This window comes from Burkholderia sp. Bp8991 (assembly GCF_003853795.1).
Classification (GTDB): Bacteria; Pseudomonadota; Gammaproteobacteria; order Burkholderiales; family Burkholderiaceae; genus Burkholderia.
Genome location: NZ_QTQJ01000052.1, coordinates 1 through 19,069, shown reverse-complemented (window position 1 = coordinate 19,069; position 19,069 = coordinate 1). Strand labels below are relative to the sequence as shown.

General features: G+C 68.7%; 16 protein-coding genes, 1 tRNA gene and 2 pseudogenes. 10 read left to right on the top strand and 9 right to left on the bottom strand.

The features are described 5' to 3' along the window. Positions 1 to 16: 16 nt before the first annotated feature. Positions 17 to 1,501 carry a deoxyribodipyrimidine photo-lyase gene (locus DIE02_RS33875; protein ID WP_124489545.1) on the bottom strand — a complete coding sequence of 495 codons (1,485 nt, stop codon included), beginning with the start codon at positions 1,499 to 1,501 and terminating at the stop codon, positions 17 to 19. Positions 1,502 to 1,871: 370 nt separating this feature from the next. On the opposite strand from DIE02_RS33875, the gene DIE02_RS33870 reads away from it, so the two are divergent. Together DIE02_RS33870 and DIE02_RS33865 are read left to right on the top strand one after the other, a co-directional pair. Continuing rightward, positions 1,872 to 2,351, top strand: coding sequence for an SRPBCC domain-containing protein (locus DIE02_RS33870; protein WP_124489544.1), 480 nt, complete (start codon positions 1,872 to 1,874; stop codon positions 2,349 to 2,351). Between the two features lie 13 nt (positions 2,352 to 2,364). After that, complete coding sequence (locus DIE02_RS33865) at positions 2,365 to 2,817, top strand: nuclear transport factor 2 family protein (protein WP_124489543.1); 453 nt, start codon at positions 2,365 to 2,367, stop codon at positions 2,815 to 2,817. 69 nt (positions 2,818 to 2,886) lie between these two features. Here the strand turns inward: DIE02_RS33865 and DIE02_RS33860 are convergent, their stop codons facing one another. From DIE02_RS33860 to DIE02_RS33845, 4 genes are read right to left on the bottom strand one after another with little or no spacing between them, the layout of a single operon-like run. Next, entirely contained in the window at positions 2,887 to 3,873 is a 987-nt protein-coding gene (locus DIE02_RS33860; protein ID WP_044847643.1) for a hypothetical protein, read from the bottom strand. Between the two features lie 17 nt (positions 3,874 to 3,890). Beyond that, positions 3,891 to 4,682 carry an SDR family oxidoreductase gene (locus tag DIE02_RS33855; protein ID WP_124489542.1) on the bottom strand — a complete coding sequence of 264 codons (792 nt, stop codon included), beginning with the start codon at positions 4,680 to 4,682 and terminating at the stop codon, positions 3,891 to 3,893. Between the two features lie 40 nt (positions 4,683 to 4,722). Continuing rightward, complete coding sequence (locus DIE02_RS33850) at positions 4,723 to 5,916, bottom strand: sulfotransferase (protein ID WP_124489541.1); 1,194 nt, start codon at positions 5,914 to 5,916, stop codon at positions 4,723 to 4,725. Beyond that, positions 5,913 to 7,022 (bottom strand): DUF1214 domain-containing protein, encoded by a 1,110-nt coding sequence (locus tag DIE02_RS33845; RefSeq protein WP_044847640.1) that lies wholly within the window; start codon positions 7,020 to 7,022, stop codon positions 5,913 to 5,915. The genes DIE02_RS33850 and DIE02_RS33845 overlap by 4 nt, the downstream gene beginning before the upstream one ends. A 189-nt stretch (positions 7,023 to 7,211) precedes the next feature. Here DIE02_RS33845 and cysD point away from each other — a divergent pair. The 6 genes and pseudogenes from cysD to DIE02_RS33820 all read left to right on the top strand — a co-directional run. Then, a pseudogene (gene cysD / locus DIE02_RS33840) lies at positions 7,212 to 8,132 on the top strand (sulfate adenylyltransferase subunit CysD); the annotation flags it as partial. Further along, positions 8,132 to 10,045 carry a sulfate adenylyltransferase subunit CysN gene (gene cysN, locus DIE02_RS33835; protein ID WP_124489539.1) on the top strand — a complete coding sequence of 638 codons (1,914 nt, stop codon included), beginning with the start codon at positions 8,132 to 8,134 and terminating at the stop codon, positions 10,043 to 10,045. The pseudogene cysD and the gene cysN, both read left to right, overlap by 1 nt. A gap of 134 nt (positions 10,046 to 10,179) precedes the next feature. Beyond that, on the top strand, positions 10,180 to 11,367 hold the full coding sequence (locus DIE02_RS33830; protein WP_124489538.1) for a helix-turn-helix transcriptional regulator: 1,188 nt from the start codon (positions 10,180 to 10,182) through the stop codon (positions 11,365 to 11,367). A 276-nt stretch (positions 11,368 to 11,643) separates the two neighbouring features. Beyond that, the gene (locus DIE02_RS35760; protein ID WP_185702682.1) at positions 11,644 to 11,781 is read left to right on the top strand and encodes a hypothetical protein; all 138 of its coding nucleotides are present in this window, start codon (positions 11,644 to 11,646) and stop codon (positions 11,779 to 11,781) included. Further along, positions 11,760 to 11,953: pseudogene (locus DIE02_RS36280) on the top strand (MFS transporter); the annotation flags it as partial. The gene DIE02_RS35760 and the pseudogene DIE02_RS36280, both read left to right, overlap by 22 nt. Then, positions 11,940 to 12,989, top strand: coding sequence for a beta-propeller fold lactonase family protein (locus DIE02_RS33820; RefSeq protein WP_124489537.1), 1,050 nt, complete (start codon positions 11,940 to 11,942; stop codon positions 12,987 to 12,989). The pseudogene DIE02_RS36280 and the gene DIE02_RS33820, both read left to right, overlap by 14 nt. Before the next feature lie 85 nt (positions 12,990 to 13,074). Here DIE02_RS33820 and DIE02_RS33815 read toward each other — a convergent pair whose 3' ends face one another. Further along, the gene (locus tag DIE02_RS33815; RefSeq protein ID WP_124489536.1) at positions 13,075 to 14,112 is read right to left on the bottom strand and encodes an AraC family transcriptional regulator; all 1,038 of its coding nucleotides are present in this window, start codon (positions 14,110 to 14,112) and stop codon (positions 13,075 to 13,077) included. A 226-nt stretch (positions 14,113 to 14,338) separates the two neighbouring features. Here DIE02_RS33815 and DIE02_RS33810 point away from each other — a divergent pair, with 226 nt between their 5' ends. Next, the gene (locus DIE02_RS33810) at positions 14,339 to 15,451 is read left to right on the top strand and encodes a fatty acid desaturase (protein ID WP_124489535.1); all 1,113 of its coding nucleotides are present in this window, start codon (positions 14,339 to 14,341) and stop codon (positions 15,449 to 15,451) included. A 41-nt stretch (positions 15,452 to 15,492) separates the two neighbouring features. On the opposite strand, the gene DIE02_RS33805 is transcribed toward DIE02_RS33810, so the two are convergent. After that, the gene (locus tag DIE02_RS33805; RefSeq protein ID WP_124489534.1) at positions 15,493 to 16,128 is read right to left on the bottom strand and encodes an HAD family hydrolase; all 636 of its coding nucleotides are present in this window, start codon (positions 16,126 to 16,128) and stop codon (positions 15,493 to 15,495) included. 224 nt (positions 16,129 to 16,352) lie between these two features. Between DIE02_RS33805 and DIE02_RS33800 the strand changes: the two genes are divergently transcribed. Continuing rightward, positions 16,353 to 16,443: transfer RNA gene (locus tag DIE02_RS33800), tRNA-Ser, on the top strand. An 85-nt stretch (positions 16,444 to 16,528) separates the two neighbouring features. Here DIE02_RS33800 and DIE02_RS33795 read toward each other — a convergent pair. Then, complete coding sequence (locus DIE02_RS33795) at positions 16,529 to 18,544, bottom strand: sodium:solute symporter family protein (protein WP_124489533.1); 2,016 nt, start codon at positions 18,542 to 18,544, stop codon at positions 16,529 to 16,531. A 3-nt stretch (positions 18,545 to 18,547) separates the two neighbouring features. Then, complete coding sequence (locus tag DIE02_RS33790) at positions 18,548 to 18,892, bottom strand: DUF4212 domain-containing protein (RefSeq protein WP_124489532.1); 345 nt, start codon at positions 18,890 to 18,892, stop codon at positions 18,548 to 18,550. Positions 18,893 to 19,069: the final 177 nt, after the last annotated feature.

Genomic DNA, 19,069 nt, shown 5'->3' with positions numbered 1-19,069 from the left:
GCGCAGCGACGGCCGGTCACGCCTGGCGACGCTTCGGCAACGAGGCCAGCGCATCGAGCGCGCGACGGCGCGCGCCGTCGTGATCGACGATCGGCGCCGGATAGTCGACGTCGAGCCGCACGCCGGCCGCCGCAAGCTCCATCGGGGATGCCTCCCACGGCGCGTGGATCGTCACCGCGTCGAGGCCCGCGAGTTCCGGCACCCAGCGGCGCACGTACGCCCCTTGCGGGTCGAACTTCCGGCCCTGCGTCACCGGATTGAAGATGCGGAAATACGGCGCGGCGTCGGCGCCGCAGCCGGCCACCCATTGCCAGTTCGCCGGGTTGTTCGCGGCATCCGCGTCGACGAGCGTGTCGTGGAACCAGCGCTCGCCGGCCCGCCAGTCGATCAGCAGATGCTTGACGAGAAACGATGCGACGACCATCCGCACGCGGTTGTGCATCCAGCCGGTCGTCCACAGCTCGCGCATCCCCGCATCGACGAGCGGGTAACCGGTCAGCCCGCGCTGCCACGCGCGCAGCGCGGCAGGATCGTCGCGCCACGGCATCGCGTCGAACTGCGCCCGGAAGTTGTCGGTCGCGAGCGCCGGAAAGTAATACAGCAGCACATGGCTGAATTCGCGCCAGCCGAGTTCGCTCAGGAACTTCTCGGCGCCGGCCGCGCAGGCCGCACCGCCCGCCTGTGCCGCACCCTGCACCGCATGCCACACCTGTCGCGGCGACAGGTTGCCGAAGCGCAGGCACGGCGATAGCCGGCTCGTCGCCGACCGGTCGGGCCGGTCGCGCGTATCGGCATAGCCGGTCAGCGACTCGACGGAAAACGTATCGAGCCGCGCCTGTGCGCCGGCTTCGTCGGGTGCCGGCCACGCGTCGCGCAGGCCGCCCGCCCAGTCCGGCGCGTGCGGACGCAACCCGAGCGCGTCGAGCGGCAGCGCGCGTTCGCGCACGCCGGCCGGCCACGGATGAAACGCGATCCGCTCAGGCTCCGGCAGCGGCGCCGCCACCGTGCGATCGCGCCGCACCGCGCGCCAGTACGCGGTGAACACCTGGAACGGCGTGCCGGCGCCCGTCAGCACGTCCCACGGTTCGTTCAGCAGGCTGCCGTTGCTGCTCTCGACCTCGACGCCGCGCGCCTTCAGCGACGCCTTCAACGCCGCATCGGCATCGCGCTGCGGCTGCGCATAGCGGCGGTTCCAGTACACCGCTGCCGCGCCCGTGTCCTGCGCGACGCGTTCGATCTCGCGCGGCGCATCGCCGCGCAACAGCAGCAGGCGTCCGCCATGACGCGCGAGCGCCGCATCGAGTCCGGCGAGCGACCCATGCAGCCACCAGCGCGCCGCCCCGCCGAGCGCGCGCCCCGCGCCTTCGCCCGTGTCGTCGACGTACACGCATACGAGCGGCCGGCCCGACGCAACCGCGCGCGTCAGCGCGGGCTGGTCGGTCACGCGCAGATCGTCGCGGAACCACACGATGGCAGGAGCAATGGTCGACTTCGCTGGCACGGGCACCTCGAGCAGGAAACTGAAGAGTGACCGGTATTGTCGCGGCAGGTTCGCGCGATGTCGACGTTCGAACCGCACGGCGTACCGCGCGCGTGCGTCGCGTACCGACGCCGACACCGGATCGCCGGCCCGGTGAAACGCCTTAGTCCGTTCCGACGATTCTTCGCCGCACGCACCGGCCTACGCTCGATGTGGGGTTCGCCGCGATGTGCGACGCGCGCCGGCCGCCGCTCAGCCCCATGCATTGCACGGCGCGTCCGCCATGCCCGCCGGCGCCGGCGCGACCCGTTCCGGCTGTCGCGGCGCGTACCCGCCCGTGCGGGCGCAGCCGCGGCCCCCTCCGCTCACTCACTCACATTCGATACCCGCCATGACCAAACCAGCCAATCTCGTCACCTCGATCACCGTCGCGATCGACGCCCCCGCCGCCGTCGTCTGGGAAGTCCTGACCGACTTTCCGCGCTACGGCGAATGGAACACGTTTTGCGTCGGCCTCGAGACAACCGGCCGGATCGGCGACTTCGTGCACATGCAGGTGCGCATTCCCGGCACGGAGACGGTGATTCCCGTCAACGAAATCCTCGTCGCATACGAGCCCGAGCGCCTGCTGTCGTGGGAGCAGCGCCCGACCGACGACAACAAGGACGCCGCGCGCCGCGACCAGTACGTCGAAGCCGACGGCGCCGAGCGCTGCCGCTACTTCACGACGGACCAGTTCCTCGGCCTCAACGCGGAAACGATCATGCGCGAGCACGGCGGCTGGGTGAAACAGGGGTTCGACCAGTGCGCGCGCGACGTGAAGCAGCGCGCGGAAGCGCTGCATGCGGCCCGCCGGTGCAAAAGCGCATGACGGAGCGCAACCGATGCCCGACCTGCAGACCCTCTCCGATCATCACGACATCCGCGAGCTGATCGTCGCGTACTCGAGCGCGATCGATGCGCGCGACTTCGACGCGCTCGATACCGTGTTCATGCGCGACGCGACGATCGACTATCGCGCGATGGGCGGCATCGCCGGCACGTATCCGGACGTCAAGGCGTGGCTGCGCACCGTGCTGCCGCAGTTCCCGCAGTACCAGCACATGGTCGGCAACCTGTCGATCACGCTCGACGGCGACACCGCGCGCGGCCGCACGATCTGTTTCAATCCGATGGAAGTCGCGCTGCCGGACGGCGGCACGCAGGTGATGTTTCTCGGGCTGTGGTACGTCGACCGGTTCGTGCGCACCGCGCAGGGCTGGCGCATCGCCGAGCGCGTCGAGGAACGCTGCTACGGCCACAACGTGCCGGCCGTGCTTGCGAACGCGACCGGCTGAACAGCGACACGTCGCACGACGCGCGCGCCGTGGCATCGTTGCACGGCGCGCATGTCGCAGGCCCTCGGGTCAGTCGAGACGGAACGCCGCTTCGAAGCGCGCGGCGAACGCGTCGAACTCGGTTTCCGGCAGATGGTTGATGCCGCCCGCGCGCTTGCGCCCGCCGCCGGTCGGGAAGCCGCGGCAGAACTCGTCCGCGCCGAGCGCCCGGCCGTCCGGCACGCGCACGCTGACCACGAACCCGCCCTGCGCGCGCGGCGACAGCACCGCGAGCGCCGCATGCGGCGCATTGCGCATCCGCTCGTTCGCGAGCATCCCCGTCGCGCGCCGCGCCCACGGATGATCCGGCATCCTGATCAGCGTCGCGCCCGGCACGTCGCGCAACGGCGCGAGTGCGCCCGCGAGCGCCATGTCGTCGCGATAGCCGTCGCGCAACGCGGCGAACACCGGCGTGTCGCGCACGAAGTCGAGCGGATCGACGCATGGCAGCATCGCGTCGGCCAGCACGGCCGGATCGAAATGCAGGTCGCCGACGCATTCGCCGTAGGCGTTGTAGTTCAGGTAGAGGCCGAGTTCGGCCAGCGTGCCGCGTTCGGCTGCGTCGATCCCGTATTCGCGCGCGAGCGCGTCGCCGAGCGCCGGCAGTTCGTCGCCGAACGCCGCGACGATCGCCCAGCGCACATGCCGGCCGCCGAGACGGCGGTTCACGAGCGCGCTCGTGCAGACGTCGGCGGCCGTGTCGATATACGCGTCGAAACGCGGATCGCCGGGCAGCTCGCCCGCGAAGTGATGGTCGAAGTAGCGAACCGCGGCGCCGTCGCGCAGCAGCCGCGCGCATGCGTCGCGGTTCTGGTCGTGCGACACGTCGAGCACGGTCACGCGGTCGCCGGCCCGCGCGTCGATGCGCTCGAGCAGCCTGATGTCGCGCTTCACGCCGGTCACGAGCGTGCCGCGTTCGCCCTCCGCGAGCCGCAGCTGCTGCAGCGCGCACAGGCCGTCCGCATCGCCGTTGAACGCGAAGAAATGCCGCCCCTGTTCCTGTTGTCGTTCCTGCATGATCCGTTGCTCCGTCCTCAGGGCATGAAATCGCCGCCGTTCGCGTCGAGCGTCGCGCCGCTCACCGCGTTCGCGTAATCCGACGCGAGGAACAGCGCCGCGCGCGCGCAGTCGTCGTCGGTCGGCAGCTTCGCGAGCGCGATGTTCGACGCGATCGGCGCGATGATCGCCTCCTCCGTCGTGCCGTACTCGGCGGCCGCCTGCCGGAAATACGTCTGCGTCGGCACGCCCCACATCCAGCCCATGTGGATGCTGTTCGCGCGGATCCCGTGCACGCCGAGCTCGCGCGCCAGGTATTTTGCCGCAACCGCGAGCGCGCCCTTCGATACAGCGTAGCCCGCTTCCCCTGCAAACGGCTTGCGGGTCGCCTGCGTGTTGATCATCACGATCGCGCCGCGCTTCTGCCGCTTCATGTGCGGCACGATTTCCTGCGTGAGCGTCATCGTGCCGAACACGTTGGTGTCGAACACCGCGCGCCAGCCGTCGAGATCGGCTTCCTCGACCGGCTCCGGGAACGTGCCGTGCGCGAACGCGCTGTTCACGAGCGCGTCGATCCGGCCGAAGCGCTCGACCGCCTGCGTCGCGAGCTGCCGGCACTGCGCGCGCTCGGCGATGTCGGTGCGTACCTTCAGCACGTCGCACGCGACGCCGAGTGCGCGGATCCGTGCTTCCGCGTCGTCGAGCTTGTCCATCGTGCGTGCCGCGACGACCACGCCGCGCGCGCCCTCGCGTGCCGCCTCGACGGCGAGCTTCACACCGAGCCCCGGTCCGATCCCTGAAATCACGACGATCTTGTCCTTCAGCAACATTGGTTGTCTCCTGGTTATCGTTCGTCTCGCGGGCGCGCCGTCAGCCGGCCGCCCGCAGGTGCCGCGCGCGATACGCGGCGAAGTCGTGCTCCAGTTGCGCATCGGTGAAGCCGAAGCGCGCGATCGAGTAATCGTGCGCGGCGCGCTTGTCGCGGCCGTTGCGCGCCATCCAGGCCGTCATCGCCGCGCGCTGCGGCGCATCGAGCGACATGCCCGCGAAGCGGTACACGGCTTCGGCCACGCCGAGCGGATCCGACACCGTGTCCTCGAAACGCACGTCGAGAAAGCGCTCGGCCGGCAGCGCGTCGCGCGCCGTCATCGCCGCGCCGATCGCGCGCGCCATGCCGGCGTTCCACTGCGCGCCGACCGTGCGCGGATCGGGGTCGTCCGCATACATCTGCCACAGCGTGTGCGCCATGCTCGCCATCGACGGAATCGTCTGCGCCGGGTCGCGATGCGTGAGCACGACCTGTGCCCGCGGAAACACGCGGCACAGCACGTCGAGCGCATGCAGATGCTGCGGCGTCTTCAGCAGCCAGCGCGCGGCCGCTGCGACGCCGCGTTGCGCCTTCTGCCACTGCAGGAACTGCAGCATCCGCTTCAGGTACGTATAGACCGGCGTCAGGTCCTGCTTCGCGAGCCACGCCGTATAGCCCGGCACGTTCGCGTACGAATCCATCGCGCACACGAACGAATGCTCCATCAGCATGAACTCCTCGTCGGCAAGCATCGCGTCGAGCGGATGGATCGCGAGGATCTGCGGAATGCAGTCGATCATCGTCGCGACCTCGGCCTGCGCGCGCGCGATGCGCACGCTCGGCGCGTCGAGCGTCTCGCCGGCGAGCGGCGCCGGATAGCGCGTTTCCCACCACGCGGCCGAATAAAAGCGCGGATCGACCGCGAGCAGCCGCTGCAGCAGCGTCGTGCCGGTGCGCGGCAGCCCGACGATCACGAGCGGATCGTCGATCTCGATGTCGGCGATCTCCGGATGACGGCCGAAGTAATCCTCGATAACGAGCCGGTTCACGAGCTGGCCGACGAGTTTCTCGCGCATCATCGCCACACCGCGCGCCGACAGCTTCGCTTCGTCGATCAGCGATGCGCACATCACGTCGAGCGCCTCGCGATACGGGCCGTCGCCGAACGCGGTGAGGCCGCCCGTGCGCGACACGGCCTCGGCGATCAGCGCGTCGGCGTCGAGCTGGGTGCGGATCGGGTCGAGCGGCGCGTTCATGCGGCCTCCTTCAGCGCGGCGAGCTTGACGACGCGCGTGCGCGGATGCACCGGCTGCGCGGCGCCGACCCAGCGCCAGCAGATCGTGCCGGTGCGATGCCCGGCCGTATCGAGCCAGTTCGCGCCACCCGGCCGCGACGCGGCGACCACCACCGTCACGCCGCCATCCGCATTCAGCCGCGCGCTGTGCTTGTTCACGCAGATGTCGAAGTGCCGATAGTCGAGCGACTCCATCCAGTAATTGTTGAGCTGCACGTTCCAGAAATCGCAGTCGGGCACGGTGTCGACGTCGATCACCAGCGCCTCGTCGTCGGCGAGCGACCAGCACGAGTGGTAGTAGTAGATGTTCGGATCGCCACCGACCGACTGGCACAGCGCCTGGTCCGCAGGCGGCAGCGCGTTTACGTGCGAGCCGTAGCTCGCGGCCCAGTCGGCGAACAGCTTCGCCGTCTGCTCGACGAACTGCGCGGCGCGCGTGAGGCCGCCCTGCAGCACGAGTGGATCGAGCGGCGCCGGGCGATCGTGCGCGCCGATGCGTTCGATCTTCAATTGCGCGGGCGTCTCCGCGCGCCGGTCGAGGAAAGTCTGACGCACCAGCAGCGCGTTCGTGCCCGGCTCCATGCGCACCCAGTTGCCCGCGCGCGGCGTTTCGCTCAGCACGATCTCGAAGCTGCCGTCCGGCGCGAGCTCGAGCTGCTTCGCGTCGAGAAACCCGGTCTGCAGCATCTTGCCGTCCGTCTCGTAACCGCCCTTCTGCGTGCCGAAGCTCAGGTATGCGACCGTGCCGCGCCGCCCCGTCACACGATATTCGCAGCGGCCGTCGAGGCGCGCGTACTGGTACAGGTTGTCGGGATTGTCGGCGCCGATCTTCGCGGTCTCGTGCGACGGCGAGAAGAAGCCGGGCCACGCGCCGTCCGCGAACTCGACGTGCATTTCGAGCGCGATGCGCATCAGCCGGCTCAGGTAGCGGAATCCTTCCGCGCGCGTGAGCGGATCGTCCGGCGCCTCGGCGCGCAGGATCTGCTCGCCGCTGCGTTTCAGGGTGTCGCAGAAATCGGCCCAGGTCTGGCCCGAAAGCAATTGCGTGGCGCGTGTGTCGTCCGTCATGTGTCGTCTCCGCCGATGGTCGAGCGCTCACCTTAAGCGAGCGCCTCGCGCGCCACTTCGTCCGGGTGGACTAAGGAAAGATCCGCTGCCCGCCGCGCCGCGTGTTAGTCCACCCGGACGAAGAACGGCACCGCCCTCGCTCGATACCGTTGGCGTCATGCACGAAACGCCGCACATGTCGCGCGGCGCCGGCATGCAACAAGGAGACGAACGATGTTGACCCACTTGGAGCGACTGGAGGCCGAAAGCATCCACATCATGCGCGAGGTGGTCGCGGAAAGCGAAAACCCGGTGATGCTCTATTCGATCGGCAAGGACAGCTCGGTCATGCTGCATCTCGCGATGAAGGCCTTCTACCCGGCGAAGCCGCCCTTTCCGCTGCTGCACGTCGATACGACGTGGAAGTTCCGCGAGATGATCGCGTTTCGCGACGAGACGGCCGCGCGCCTCGGCCTCGACCTGCGCGTGCACGTGAATCCCGACGGCGTCGCGAACGACATCAATCCGTTCACGCACGGCTCGGCCGTGCACACCGACGTGTGGAAAACGCAGGGACTCAAGCAGGCGCTCGACCACTACGGTTTCGACGCCGCGTTCGGCGGCGCGCGCCGCGACGAGGAGAAATCGCGCGCGAAGGAGCGCATCGTGTCGCTGCGCTCGGAGCAGCACCGCTGGGATCCGAAGCGCCAGCGTCCCGAACTCTGGTCGCTGTACAACGCGCGCAAGCGCCGCGGCGAAAGCCTGCGCGTGTTCCCGATTTCCAACTGGACCGAGCTCGACATCTGGCAATACATCCGGCTGCACGACATTCCGATCGTCCCGCTCTACTACGCGAAGGAGCGGCCGGTGGTCGAGCGCGACGGCGCGCTGATCATGGTCGACGACGAACGCCTGCCGCTGCGCGACGGCGAAGTGCCGCAGACGCGCAAGGTGCGCTTTCGCACGCTCGGCTGCTATCCGCTGACGGGCGCGATCGACAGCGACGCGAGCTCGCTCGACGACATCCTGCAGGAGATGCGCGACACGCGCACGTCCGAGCGCCAGGGACGACTGATCGACAGCGATTCGGCCGGTTCGATGGAAAAGAAGAAACAGGAGGGATATTTCTGATGGCACACGTACTCACCGCCCCCGAGGCACTTGCGCACACGACGCCCGACATGCACTCCGACGATGCGCAACCGAAGGACCTGCTGCGCTTCATCACGTGCGGCAGCGTCGACGACGGCAAGAGCACGCTGATCGGCCGTCTGCTCTACGAATCGAACCTGCTGTTCGACGATCAGTTGACCCAGCTCGAAGCCGATTCGAAGAAGGTCGGCACGCAAGGCGGCGAACTCGATTTCGCGCTGCTCGTCGACGGCCTGTCGGCCGAGCGCGAACAGGGCATCACGATCGACGTCGCGTACCGCTTCTTCGCGACCGCGCGACGCAAGTTCATCGTCGCCGATACGCCCGGCCATGAGCAGTACACGCGCAACATGATCACCGGCGCGTCGACCGCCGATCTCGCGGTGATCCTGATCGACGCGCGCAAGGGCGTGCTCACGCAAACGTGCCGCCACAGCCATCTCGTCGCGCTGATCGGCATCAAGCGCGTCGTGCTCGCGATCAACAAGATGGACCTGGTCGACTACGACCGCGCCGTGTTCGAGCGTATCGACGCCGACTATCGCGCGTTCGCGGCCGAACTCGGCCTCGACGAAATCGTCAGCATTCCGATGTCCGCGCTGCGCGGCGACAACGTGATCGCATCGAGCGCGCGGATGCCGTGGTACGCGGGCCCGCCGCTGATGCGGCATCTCGACACGCTGCCGCTCGTCGAGCGCGTGACGCGCGACGAACCGTTCCGGCTGCCCGTGCAATGGGTCAACCGTCCGCACCTGAACTTCCGCGGTTATGCCGGCAGCATCGCGTCGGGCGAAGTGCGCGTCGGCGAACGCGTGCGCGTGCTGCCGTCCGGCAAGGAGAGCCGCGTTGCGTCGGTGATCACGCCGGCCGGCGAAGCCGATGTCGCGCGCGCCGGCGAAGCGGTGACGCTCACGCTCGCCGACGAGATCGACGTGAGCCGCGGCGACATGCTCGCGCGCGCCGACGCGCCGCCGGAAGTCGCCGACCAGTTCGAGGCGACGCTCGTGTGGATGCACGACGAACCGCTGCTGCCGGGCCGGCCGTATCTCGTGAAGCTCGGCACGCAGACGGTCGGCGCGACCTGCGCGACGCCAAAGTACAAGATCGACGTGAACACGCGCGAGCATCTCGCCGCGCGCACGCTCGCGCTGAACGAGATCGGCGTGTGCAACCTGAGCTTCGACCGGCCCGTCGCGTTCGATCCGTACGACCTGAATCGCCACACCGGCGGCTTCATCGTGATCGACCGCTTCACCAACGACACGGTCGGCGCCGGGATGCTGCACTTCGCGCTGCGCCGCGCGCACAACGTGCACTGGCAGGCCGTCGACGTCGACCGCGACGCGCGCGCGGTGCAGAAGGCGCAGACGCCGCGCATCGTATGGCTGACCGGGCTGTCGGGCGCGGGCAAGTCGACGATCGCGAACCTCGTCGAGCGGCGCCTGCATGCGCTCGGCAAGCACACGTACCTGCTCGACGGCGACAACGTGCGGCACGGCCTGAACCGCGATCTCGGCTTCACCGAGGCCGATCGCGTGGAGAACATCCGGCGCATGGCCGAAGTCGCGCGGCTGATGCTCGATGCCGGGCTCATCACGCTCGTGTCGTTCATCTCGCCGTTCCGCGCGGAACGCGACATGGCGCGCGCGCTGGTTCGTCCCGACGAGTTCGTCGAAGTGTTCGTCGACACGCCGCTCGCGGTCGCCGAGGAGCGCGATCCGAAGGGGCTGTACAAGAAGGCGCGCAAGGGCGAACTGAAGCACTTCACGGGCATCGACTCGCCGTACGAGCCGCCGGCGCAGCCGGAACTGCGCATCGATACGGTGGCCGAGTCGCCGGAGGCCGCGGCGGAACGCATCGTCGCGTACCTGCTGCGCGAACGCACCGCGTAAGCGGCGCCGGGGGCTACGCACGCTGCGTCGCTCCGGCACGGCCCGCGTCGTCTACTCCGTTCGGATGACGCGAGCGGCTGGCCGGTCGGTATGCTGGCTCGGGAGCATTCACCCCGACCCAGGAGAGCACGAGCATGCGGATCGCGCTGGCGCCCGGCGACACGGCCGCACACGACAGCTTCGACGACGCGGCATGGACGGCCCGCGAACTCAGCGCGTGGCTCGGGCTCGTCTATCAGGGCCCGTCCGAGACGACGCCTTGGGCGGGCTTTCTCGAAGCGATGCGCGTGCGGCTCGACGCGAGCTTCACGACGCTCGTGCTGCGCAGCCCGCGCGGCACGCGGCGCGGGCTCATCATCAACGCATCGACCCACGGCCCGCTGCTGCCCGGCGAACCATCGTACAGCGAAGAGTTCTACGCGCTGTGCCCGTTTCTCGACCACCCGCCCGGCCAGGTGTTCACGGCCGACACGCTGTTCGGCGCGACGCGCTGGTGCGCGCACGATTTCTACCGGCAATACCTGCAGCCGCTCGACCTGCGCTTCATCCTCGGCGCGAATCTGCGCGGCGAGCGCGGCGTCGAGAGCGCGTTCTTCGTGAGCCGCCCGCATCATGCGCGCGACTTCGACGCGGCCGAACGCGCGCAGGTCGCGACGCTGCTGCCGCACCTGCAGCGCGCGGTCGAGCTGCACGCGGCGCTCGACGTGCTCGACGCCGAACGCGCGCTGTACGCGGGCACGGTCGACCGGCTCGACGTCGGCACCGCGATCCTCGACGAGGACGGTCGCGTGATCAAGCACAACCGCATCGCCGAGCGGCTGTTCGAGCAGCAGGACGGCCTGTGCCTGCGCCAGGAGCGGCTCCATGCATCGTGCCCGCTCGACGAGCGCCGGCTGCAGAAGGCGCTGCAGGCCGCGCTCGAGCATTTCCGCGCGGATGCGCTCGGCCGCATCGAGGCCACCACGCTGTCGCGCCCCGGCGGCGCGATGCCGTTGAACGTGCTGCTGCGCCCGCTCGCGCCCTTTCACGGCGCGGAGGACCGCCAGCACCGGCCGGCCGTCGCGGTGTTCGTCCGCGATCCGGCGTCGTCGCCGCAGACCTCGCGCGACATGCTGCACCGGCTGTTCCGCCTCACGCCGATGGAAACCGAGATCGCGCTGCTGCTCGTCGACGGCCTGACGCTCGACGAAGCGGCCGCCGCGACCGGCATCACGAAGAACACCGCCCGTGCGCATCTGCGCGGAATCTTCGCGAAGACGGGCGCGACGCGGCAGGCCGTGCTCGTGAAGATGCTGCTGAACAGCGTCGTGTCGATGGCATAGCGGGCCGCGTACGAAGCCGGCAGGTTGCCGGGGCGAAGGGCGCCGCAGGGCAGGACCGAACGGCACGCCTGCCCACTCACGTCATCCGTCATCAGATGTGATTGCGCACGGAGACAATCTCCCGACATTTCCCGGTATTCGGATATATCCCGGGTAAACCCGTGACGTCATATCAGGATCTCAAGCGTACCATGTCATACGACAACATACTACTTAGATCCCCACCCGACGCGAACGCGGGCCGCTACCCCGTTCGCCGCCCGCCCGGAGACTCCCTTGACCTCGCCCGCCCTGCCCGGCCGCGCCCCGCTCGCATCCGCCACCTCGAAAGTGAAATGGCACGCGCTGCCGCTCGTGTCGATCATGTTCATCGCGAACGATATCGACCGCTGCCGACGGCCTTCGGCTATCTGAAGCAACATACGGGTTCGATCGCGGGCGGCCGGGATGCGCTCGCGATCGCGTTCCTAGTCGCCACGGTCGCCGCGCCGTTCGCGCGCACGCGCCGCGCAGCGATCCGCCGCGCGGCCTGCCGACCGACGAGTCCTTCACGCACACCGCAATGCTCCGCCATGCCGAACACTGACCGCCTGACCGTCGTCGTCCCGAATGCCGTCGACGGCGACCTCGCCACGTTCTCGCTCACGTCCGACGGCACGCTCGCGCCGCTCGCCCGCTACCCGGCCGGCGACGTCGCGATGCCGGTCGCCGTGCAACCCGATCGCGCGCGGCTGTACGTCGCGACGCGCGGCGAGCAGCCGACGATCGTCGCGTTCCGCGTCGCGGCGGCGACCGGCGCGCTCGCCCGCATCGGCGCGACCGCGATCGACGCGAGCCTCGCCTACCTGTCGCTCGACCGCAGCGGCCGCTGGCTGCTCGGCGCGTCGTACGGCGGCCATTCGTTGAGCCTCTACGACGCCGCGCGCGTGCGCGACGGCGACGGCGCAGCGCTGCAGGTCGCGCACGGCATCGCGAACGCACATGCGGTCGTCGTGTCGCCGGACAACCGCTTCGCGTACGTGAGCTCGCTCGGCTCGGACCGGATCTTCACGTTCGCGCTGATCGAGGATGCCGGCGGCCTGCGTGCGGTCGAGCACGGCGAAACGCGCGTGCCGGGCGGCTTCGGGCCGCGCCACCTGCGCTTCGCGCGCGACGGCCGGATGCTGGTCGCGGTCGGCGAATTCCAGGCCACGCTCGCGACCTTCGCGCGCGACGCCGACAGCGGCCGCCTCGGCGACGCGCGGGTCAGCGCGCGCCACCCGGCCGTCGCCGGCCTCGCGCAAGGCCATGCGCGCCCGCCCGCGCCGACCGGGCCCGCCGTGTGGGCTGCCGATCTCCACCTGACGCCCGACGAGCGCTTCGCGTATGTGAGCGAACGCACGTCGAGCCAGTTGCTCTGCTATCGCCGCGATGCGGACGGCACCTTCGACCCCGTACACGCGACGGCCACGGAAACGCAGCCGCGCGGCTTCGCGATCGATCCGTCGGGACGCTGGCTCGTCGCGTGCGGCGAGCAGTCGGAATACGTGTCGGTGTACGCGATCGCGCCGGACGACGGCTCGCTGGCGTTGCACGCCCGCGTGCCGGGCGGCCGCGGGGCGAACTGGGTGGCGATCGTCTGACGGGTCCATCGACCGATGGATCCCATGATCGATTCATCGACGCCGGGCGCACGACCGGCACCGGCCCGCGCCGCCCGGCGCGGCGTCAGCGCCGCTCGCTCGGCGCGACGCCGGTCCAGCGCTTGAACGCACGCGTGAAATTCGCGCGGTCGGTATAGCCGACCCGCGCCGCGATCTCGTCGACCGGCAGGCGCGTGCCCTCGAGCAGCCGGAGCGCATCGCGCAGCCGGATCTCGTCGAGCAGCGCCGAATAGGTCGCACCGAATTCCGCGAGCTTGCGTTTGAGCGTGCGCGCTGACACATGCAGTTCGCGCGCGATTTCGTCCACCGACGGATAACCGGTCTCGCCGCAGATCAGCAGGTTGCGCACGCGCTCGACAATGCTTTCCGCATAGCCGAGCCGCGCGAGTTCGGCCTCGCATTGCTGGACGATCATCTGCGCGGTCTGCGCGTTCGCGGTGCCGATCGGCTCGTCGAGCAGCGCGGCGTCGCAGCGGATACGGTTCGCGCTCGCGTCGAAATGACAGCGCGGCAGCCGCGCGCGATAGCGCTCGAACCACGGCGGCTCGGGCCATTCGAAATGCAGCTCCGCACGCGACTGCAGCGTGCGCCCCGGCGCGGGATTGAGCAGCGAGTTGAACAGGACCGCCGTCTCCACCAGGAAGTTCTCCACCGCGAACTGGCGCAACCGGCCGAGCGGAAACGCCTCGAGCACGTCGATGTCGACGATCCCGTCGAGCTCAGCGAGCCGCACCGAAAAGAACGGCACGCGCGTCGGCAGGTAGCGGATGCCGAGCGCGATCGCCTCGCCGAGCGTTGCGCAACTCATCAGCCCGAAGCCGATCAGCCCCGATTTCGTGAGGCTGCTGCGCAGGCCGATCTCGATCGCGATCGACGGATCGTCCGTCGCCTCGAGCAGGTTGAACACGATCGCCGCCTGCTGCTGCGGCGTGATGCGTGCGTCGGGCTGCGCGAGCCGCTCGCGCTCGACGCCCGAGCCGGCGAGAATCCGGCCGCCATCGATGCCACGCTCCTCGGCGAGCATCAGCATGAACAGCGCATACGCGGACGATACCGTCGCCTTGTTCAGCTGGCGCGCGGCATCCGGGGCGGACAGGGCCATGCGGCGGACTCCGGAGCGGTTTCGGCGGATTGTAGCGCTGCTGGCCCGTAATGACACCGCAGCGGCATTCTAGCCGCCCGATGCGGCATCGCACGCCCGTGCACCGGCCACCGTGACCCGAAATGACACCATCATTGGCACCGGCGGCCCTCGCGTGCGCTCCGGGGCGCGCCTATGCTTGTCACATCGGCATTGCGCCCCACTCTTTCCGCACGGATTCCGGTCGATGAGCCAACCCGCACGAACCGTCTTTCGCCACGACGCCGACAAGGTCGCGTATGTCCGCCGCGAGGTCAACGCCGCGAGCGACGCGATCCGCGCGCGCTTTCCGCTGCTCGACAACCAGAACCTCGTCGGCGCGACCGTGATGGCCGTGTCGGTGGGCGCGATGCTCGCGATCGCGTGGCTGTATGCGCGCGGCGCGATCGCGTGGTACGTCGCGTTGCCGCTCGCCGCGTTCGTCACGTCGCTGATCCACGAACTCGAGCACGACCTGATCCACCTGATGTACTTCAAGAAGACGCCGTGGGCCTATCACCTGATGATGGCGCTGTGCTGGCTCACGCGGCCGGGCACGATCAACCCGTGGACGCGCCGGCGCATGCACCTGCATCACCACAAGGTATCGGGCGGCGAATCGGATCTCGAGGAATTCGGCATCACCAACGGCGAACGCTGGGGCGTGAAGCGGCTGCTGATGATCGCGGACGGCATGCTCGCCGTCGTGCTGCGGCCGGATGCGATGCGCCGCAAGGTCAAGCAGTACGTGGCCGCGCAGCCGGTGCAGGATGCGGCCGAGCGCGCGCAGTTGCGCATCGAGCAGGTATCGTCCTACATGCCGGTCGGTCACGCGTACTACGCGCTGTGGCACGCGTTCATCGTGTATCACGCCGGCCTGTTCGCGCTGCATGCGTTCGGCTACGCGGTGACCGTGCCGGCCGTCGTCGAGCGCGTGATGAGCGTCGTCGATTTCCTCGCGGTCGTGTGGCTCGGGCCGAACTTCGTGCGCAGCTTCTGCATCAACTTCGTCAGCTCGAACATGCATTATTTCGGCGACATCGATTCGCGCAACGTGATCCAGCAGACCCAGGTGCTCAACCCGTGGTGGATGCTGCCGTTCCAGCTGTTCTGCTTCAACTTCGGCAGCACGCACGCGATCCATCACTTCGTGGTGCGCGATCCGTTCTACATCCGGCAGCTGACCGCGCGCACCGCGCATGCGGCGCTGCGTGAAGTCGGCGTGCGGTTCAACGATGTCGGCACGTTCAGGCGAGCCAATCGCTGGGGCGCGTATCGTCCGATTCGCGGTGCGCGCGGCGCGCAGCGCGCCGACGCGTAACGGCGGGCGGCGCGGCTCGCCGCGCGGGTCCCGTCAGTCGGTCAGTCGGTCAGTCCTTCAGCGCCGATCGCCGGCATCGGTCCCTGCCCGCGGATCCATGCCCGGTTCGCGAGTTCGGCCATTTCCTTGTCGCCGCGGCTGTCGCCGTACGCGAACAGCTTCGCGGGCGGCTGATTTCCCCACCAGCCGCGCAAGCGCACGACCTTCTGCGGGCCCCAGCAGTTCTCGCCGTTCAGCCGCCCGGCAAACGCGCCGCGCTCGAACGCGAGGCGCGTCGCGAGCACCGTCCCGATGCCGACCGTCTTCGCCCACTTCTCCAGATACAGCGACGGCGACGCGCTGACCAGCACGACTTCATGCCCGCGCGCCTGATGCTCGCGCACCCGTTCCAGCATGTCCGGACGCACGAGGTTCGGCAGATAACCATCGACGAAGCGGCGCGCGAGCGCGTCGAGCGCGTCCTCGCGGATCGGACCGAACGCGAACCAAGCGAACTTCGCCTTCGCATCGCCGCGCGACAAGAGGCCCGCCTTCATCGCGACGATCCACGGCAGCGCGCGCAGCCCGGCCCATGCGAAACGCGGCGTGCCGACCGCGTAGCGGACGAAATGACGGAAGCTGTCGGTAGTCGTGATGGTGCCATCGAAATCGAATGCGGCGACGATGCGGTCGGTCATGGAGAGGCGGGAAAGCGGTGAGATGCCCGGGAAGATAGCAGAGTCGGGACGCCGTGCGTGCGGGCGCGGGCGTGAGTTGAGGGCACGGCTCTTCCGCGGCGGCTGCATTCGGACGACGCAGGGCCGCCGCGCGAGCCGCGGGAGGCGGCTTCCCGGTTAATTTCAGTGGCTCGCCAAAGAGAGTGGCGGGAGGCCGCCAGAGTTTGCTATACTTTCGGTCTTCCGGAGAGATGGATGAGTGGTTTAAGTCGCACGCCTGGAAAGCGTGTATAGGTTAATCGCCTATCGGGGGTTCGAATCCCCCTCTCTCCGCCAGAACGCAGGAAGCCCCTTGATTCCCCTGAGAAATCAAGGGGCTTTCTTTTTCCCGCCACGATGCCCCCCATCCAGCGCCTTCGCGTCACGGATGCCGAATGTAATCCACCAACGCCCGCGTATACTCATCCGGCTGCCGATCTAACAGGCTGACTGCGATCGCCACCGCGAACCCCGCCGGCACGCCGAACACGCCTGAACTGATCGGCTCGATCCCGAACCACGTCTGCCCGGCGAATCCGGTGAGCTGCGTGAAGTACGGATAAGTCGACACGATGTAGTACACGCACACCGCGAGCCCCGTCACCATCCCGGCGATCGCACCGCGCGTCGTCGTGCGTTTCCAGAACACCCCAAGCACGAGCACCGGAAAGAAACTCGACGCCGCGAGCGAAAACGCCGCCCCGACCAGAAACAGGATCTTCCCGGTATTGAGCGACGCGACATACGACGCGAACAGCGCGACACCGAGCAGCAAGACCTTCGAGATCGTCACGCGCCGCTGGCTCGACGCATCCGGCGCGACCATGCAGTAATAGACGTCGTGCGACAACGCATTCGCGATCGTCAGCAGCAACCCGTCCGCGGTCGACAGCGCGGCAGCCAGCGCACCGGCCGCGATCAGCCCCGACACGACATACGGCAACCCTGCGATCTCCGGCGCGGCGAGCACGACCATGTCCGGCTGCATCTGGATCTCGGACCAGTGCACGATGCCGTCGCGAACCACCTCGACGACGCTGATCAGGTCCGGCTCGAAGTGATGCCACTGCGTGACCCACGCGGGCAATTCAGCGGTCGGCCGCCCGACGAGGTTGGTCAGAATCTCGTACTTGATCATCACCGCGAGCACCGGCACGCTCAGGTAGAACAGCGCGATGAAGAACAGCGTCCAGCCGACCGAGCGCCGCGCGGATGCGACCGACGTCGTCGTGTTGTAGCGCGTGAGGATGTGCGGCAGGCTCGCGGTGCCGAGCGACAGGCACAGCAACAACGCAAGGAAATTCCGCTCGCGCGGCTTGCGGTCGTCGTCGTTCGCCGCGGGAAACGGCTCGTGCATCGGCACGGGCGGCTCGGCGCGTGCCAGCAGGTCGTCGCGCGCCTGTGTCCACGTCACGCGCGCCGCCGTCGGGTCGCGCGGAAAGTCCGCCAGTTCGCGCTCGCGCTGGTTGATCTCGCGCAGCGGCCCGTTGTGGCGCCGCAGGTCCGCGAGCTGGTCGACGAGTTGCCGGCGTGCATCCGCATATGATGCGGGCAAGCGATCGAGCTGCGACTGCACGGCCGCCGCCTGCCGGCGATACGCATCGCGTACCTGCTGCTCCTCGGCCGCGTCGCGCAGCTGCGCCTCGCGCGCCGCCACGCGTTCCATCAGCTTGCCGTAATTGAACTGCGGCACCGGCCCGAGCCCGTTCTTCATCGCGATCAGCGACACGGGAATCAGGATCGCGCTGATCAGGATGATGTACTGCGCGACCTGCGTCCACGTGACCGCGCGCATTCCGCCGAGAAACGAACACACGAGAATGCCCGCGAGCCCGCAGAAGATCCCGATCGCGAAATCGACGCCGATGAAGCGCGTCGCGATCAGCCCGATCCCCTGGATCTGCGCGACCAGATAGACGAACGAGCACAGGATCGCCGCGCCGGCCGCGAGCGCGCGCACGGCGGTGCTCGAAAAGCGCGTGCCGAGGAAATCGGGAGTCGTGTAGCGCGCGAGCTTGCGCACGTACGGCGCAAGCAGGAACGCAACGAGGCAGAACCCGCCGGTCCACCCCATCACGTACGCGAGCGCATCGTAGCCGGTTGCGTAGAGCGAGCCGGCAAGGCCGATGAACGACGCCGCCGACAGCCAGTCGGCCGCCGTCGCCATTCCGTTGAACGCGGATGGGACGCGCCGCCCGGCCACGTAGTATTCGACGAGATCGGACGTGCGCGACAGCAGCCCGATCACCGCATACACGGCGATCGGCACGAACAGGAACACATAGCCGATCCACACGCCGGAGCCGGCCGCGCGCTCGATCCGCCACAGCAGCAGCACGAACCCGAGAAAGCCGAGTGTGTAAAGCGCGTACGCGCGAATCAGTCGATGCGTCAGCATGGATCAGCGAGCATGGTGCGCATTGCCCGCGTGCGCGGCATGTTCGTCGTACGCGCGCCGCAGCATGCGGTCCGCGCGTTGCATCAAGCCGATGTAGACGACGATCAGCACGAGATACACGAGAATCGCGCCCTGCGCACCGACATAGAACGGCAGGCTGAAACCGGCGAAGCGAATGCCCGCGAGCGCGGGCGCGAAGAACGGCACGACGAACGACACAGTGAAGCCGATCGCCATCAGCACCAGGATCAATGCGACGTTGAAGCGCCAATAGCGCGCATGCGCACGCGCGAGCGGCTCGGGAACGGGCGGCGGCGCGGCAGGCGCCGGACGGTGCGGAACGGTCATGCCGTTATTTAGCAAAAAGCCCCTGCGCAGGCAATCGGGATTGCCGCGCAGGGGCCCGTGCGCGCAACGTGCGCAACAGGCGCGATCAGCGCACTTCGGCGAGCTGCTCGAGGATCGCCGGGTTCTCGAGCGTGGACGTGTCCTGCGTGATCGCCTCGCCCTTCGCGAGCGAGCGCA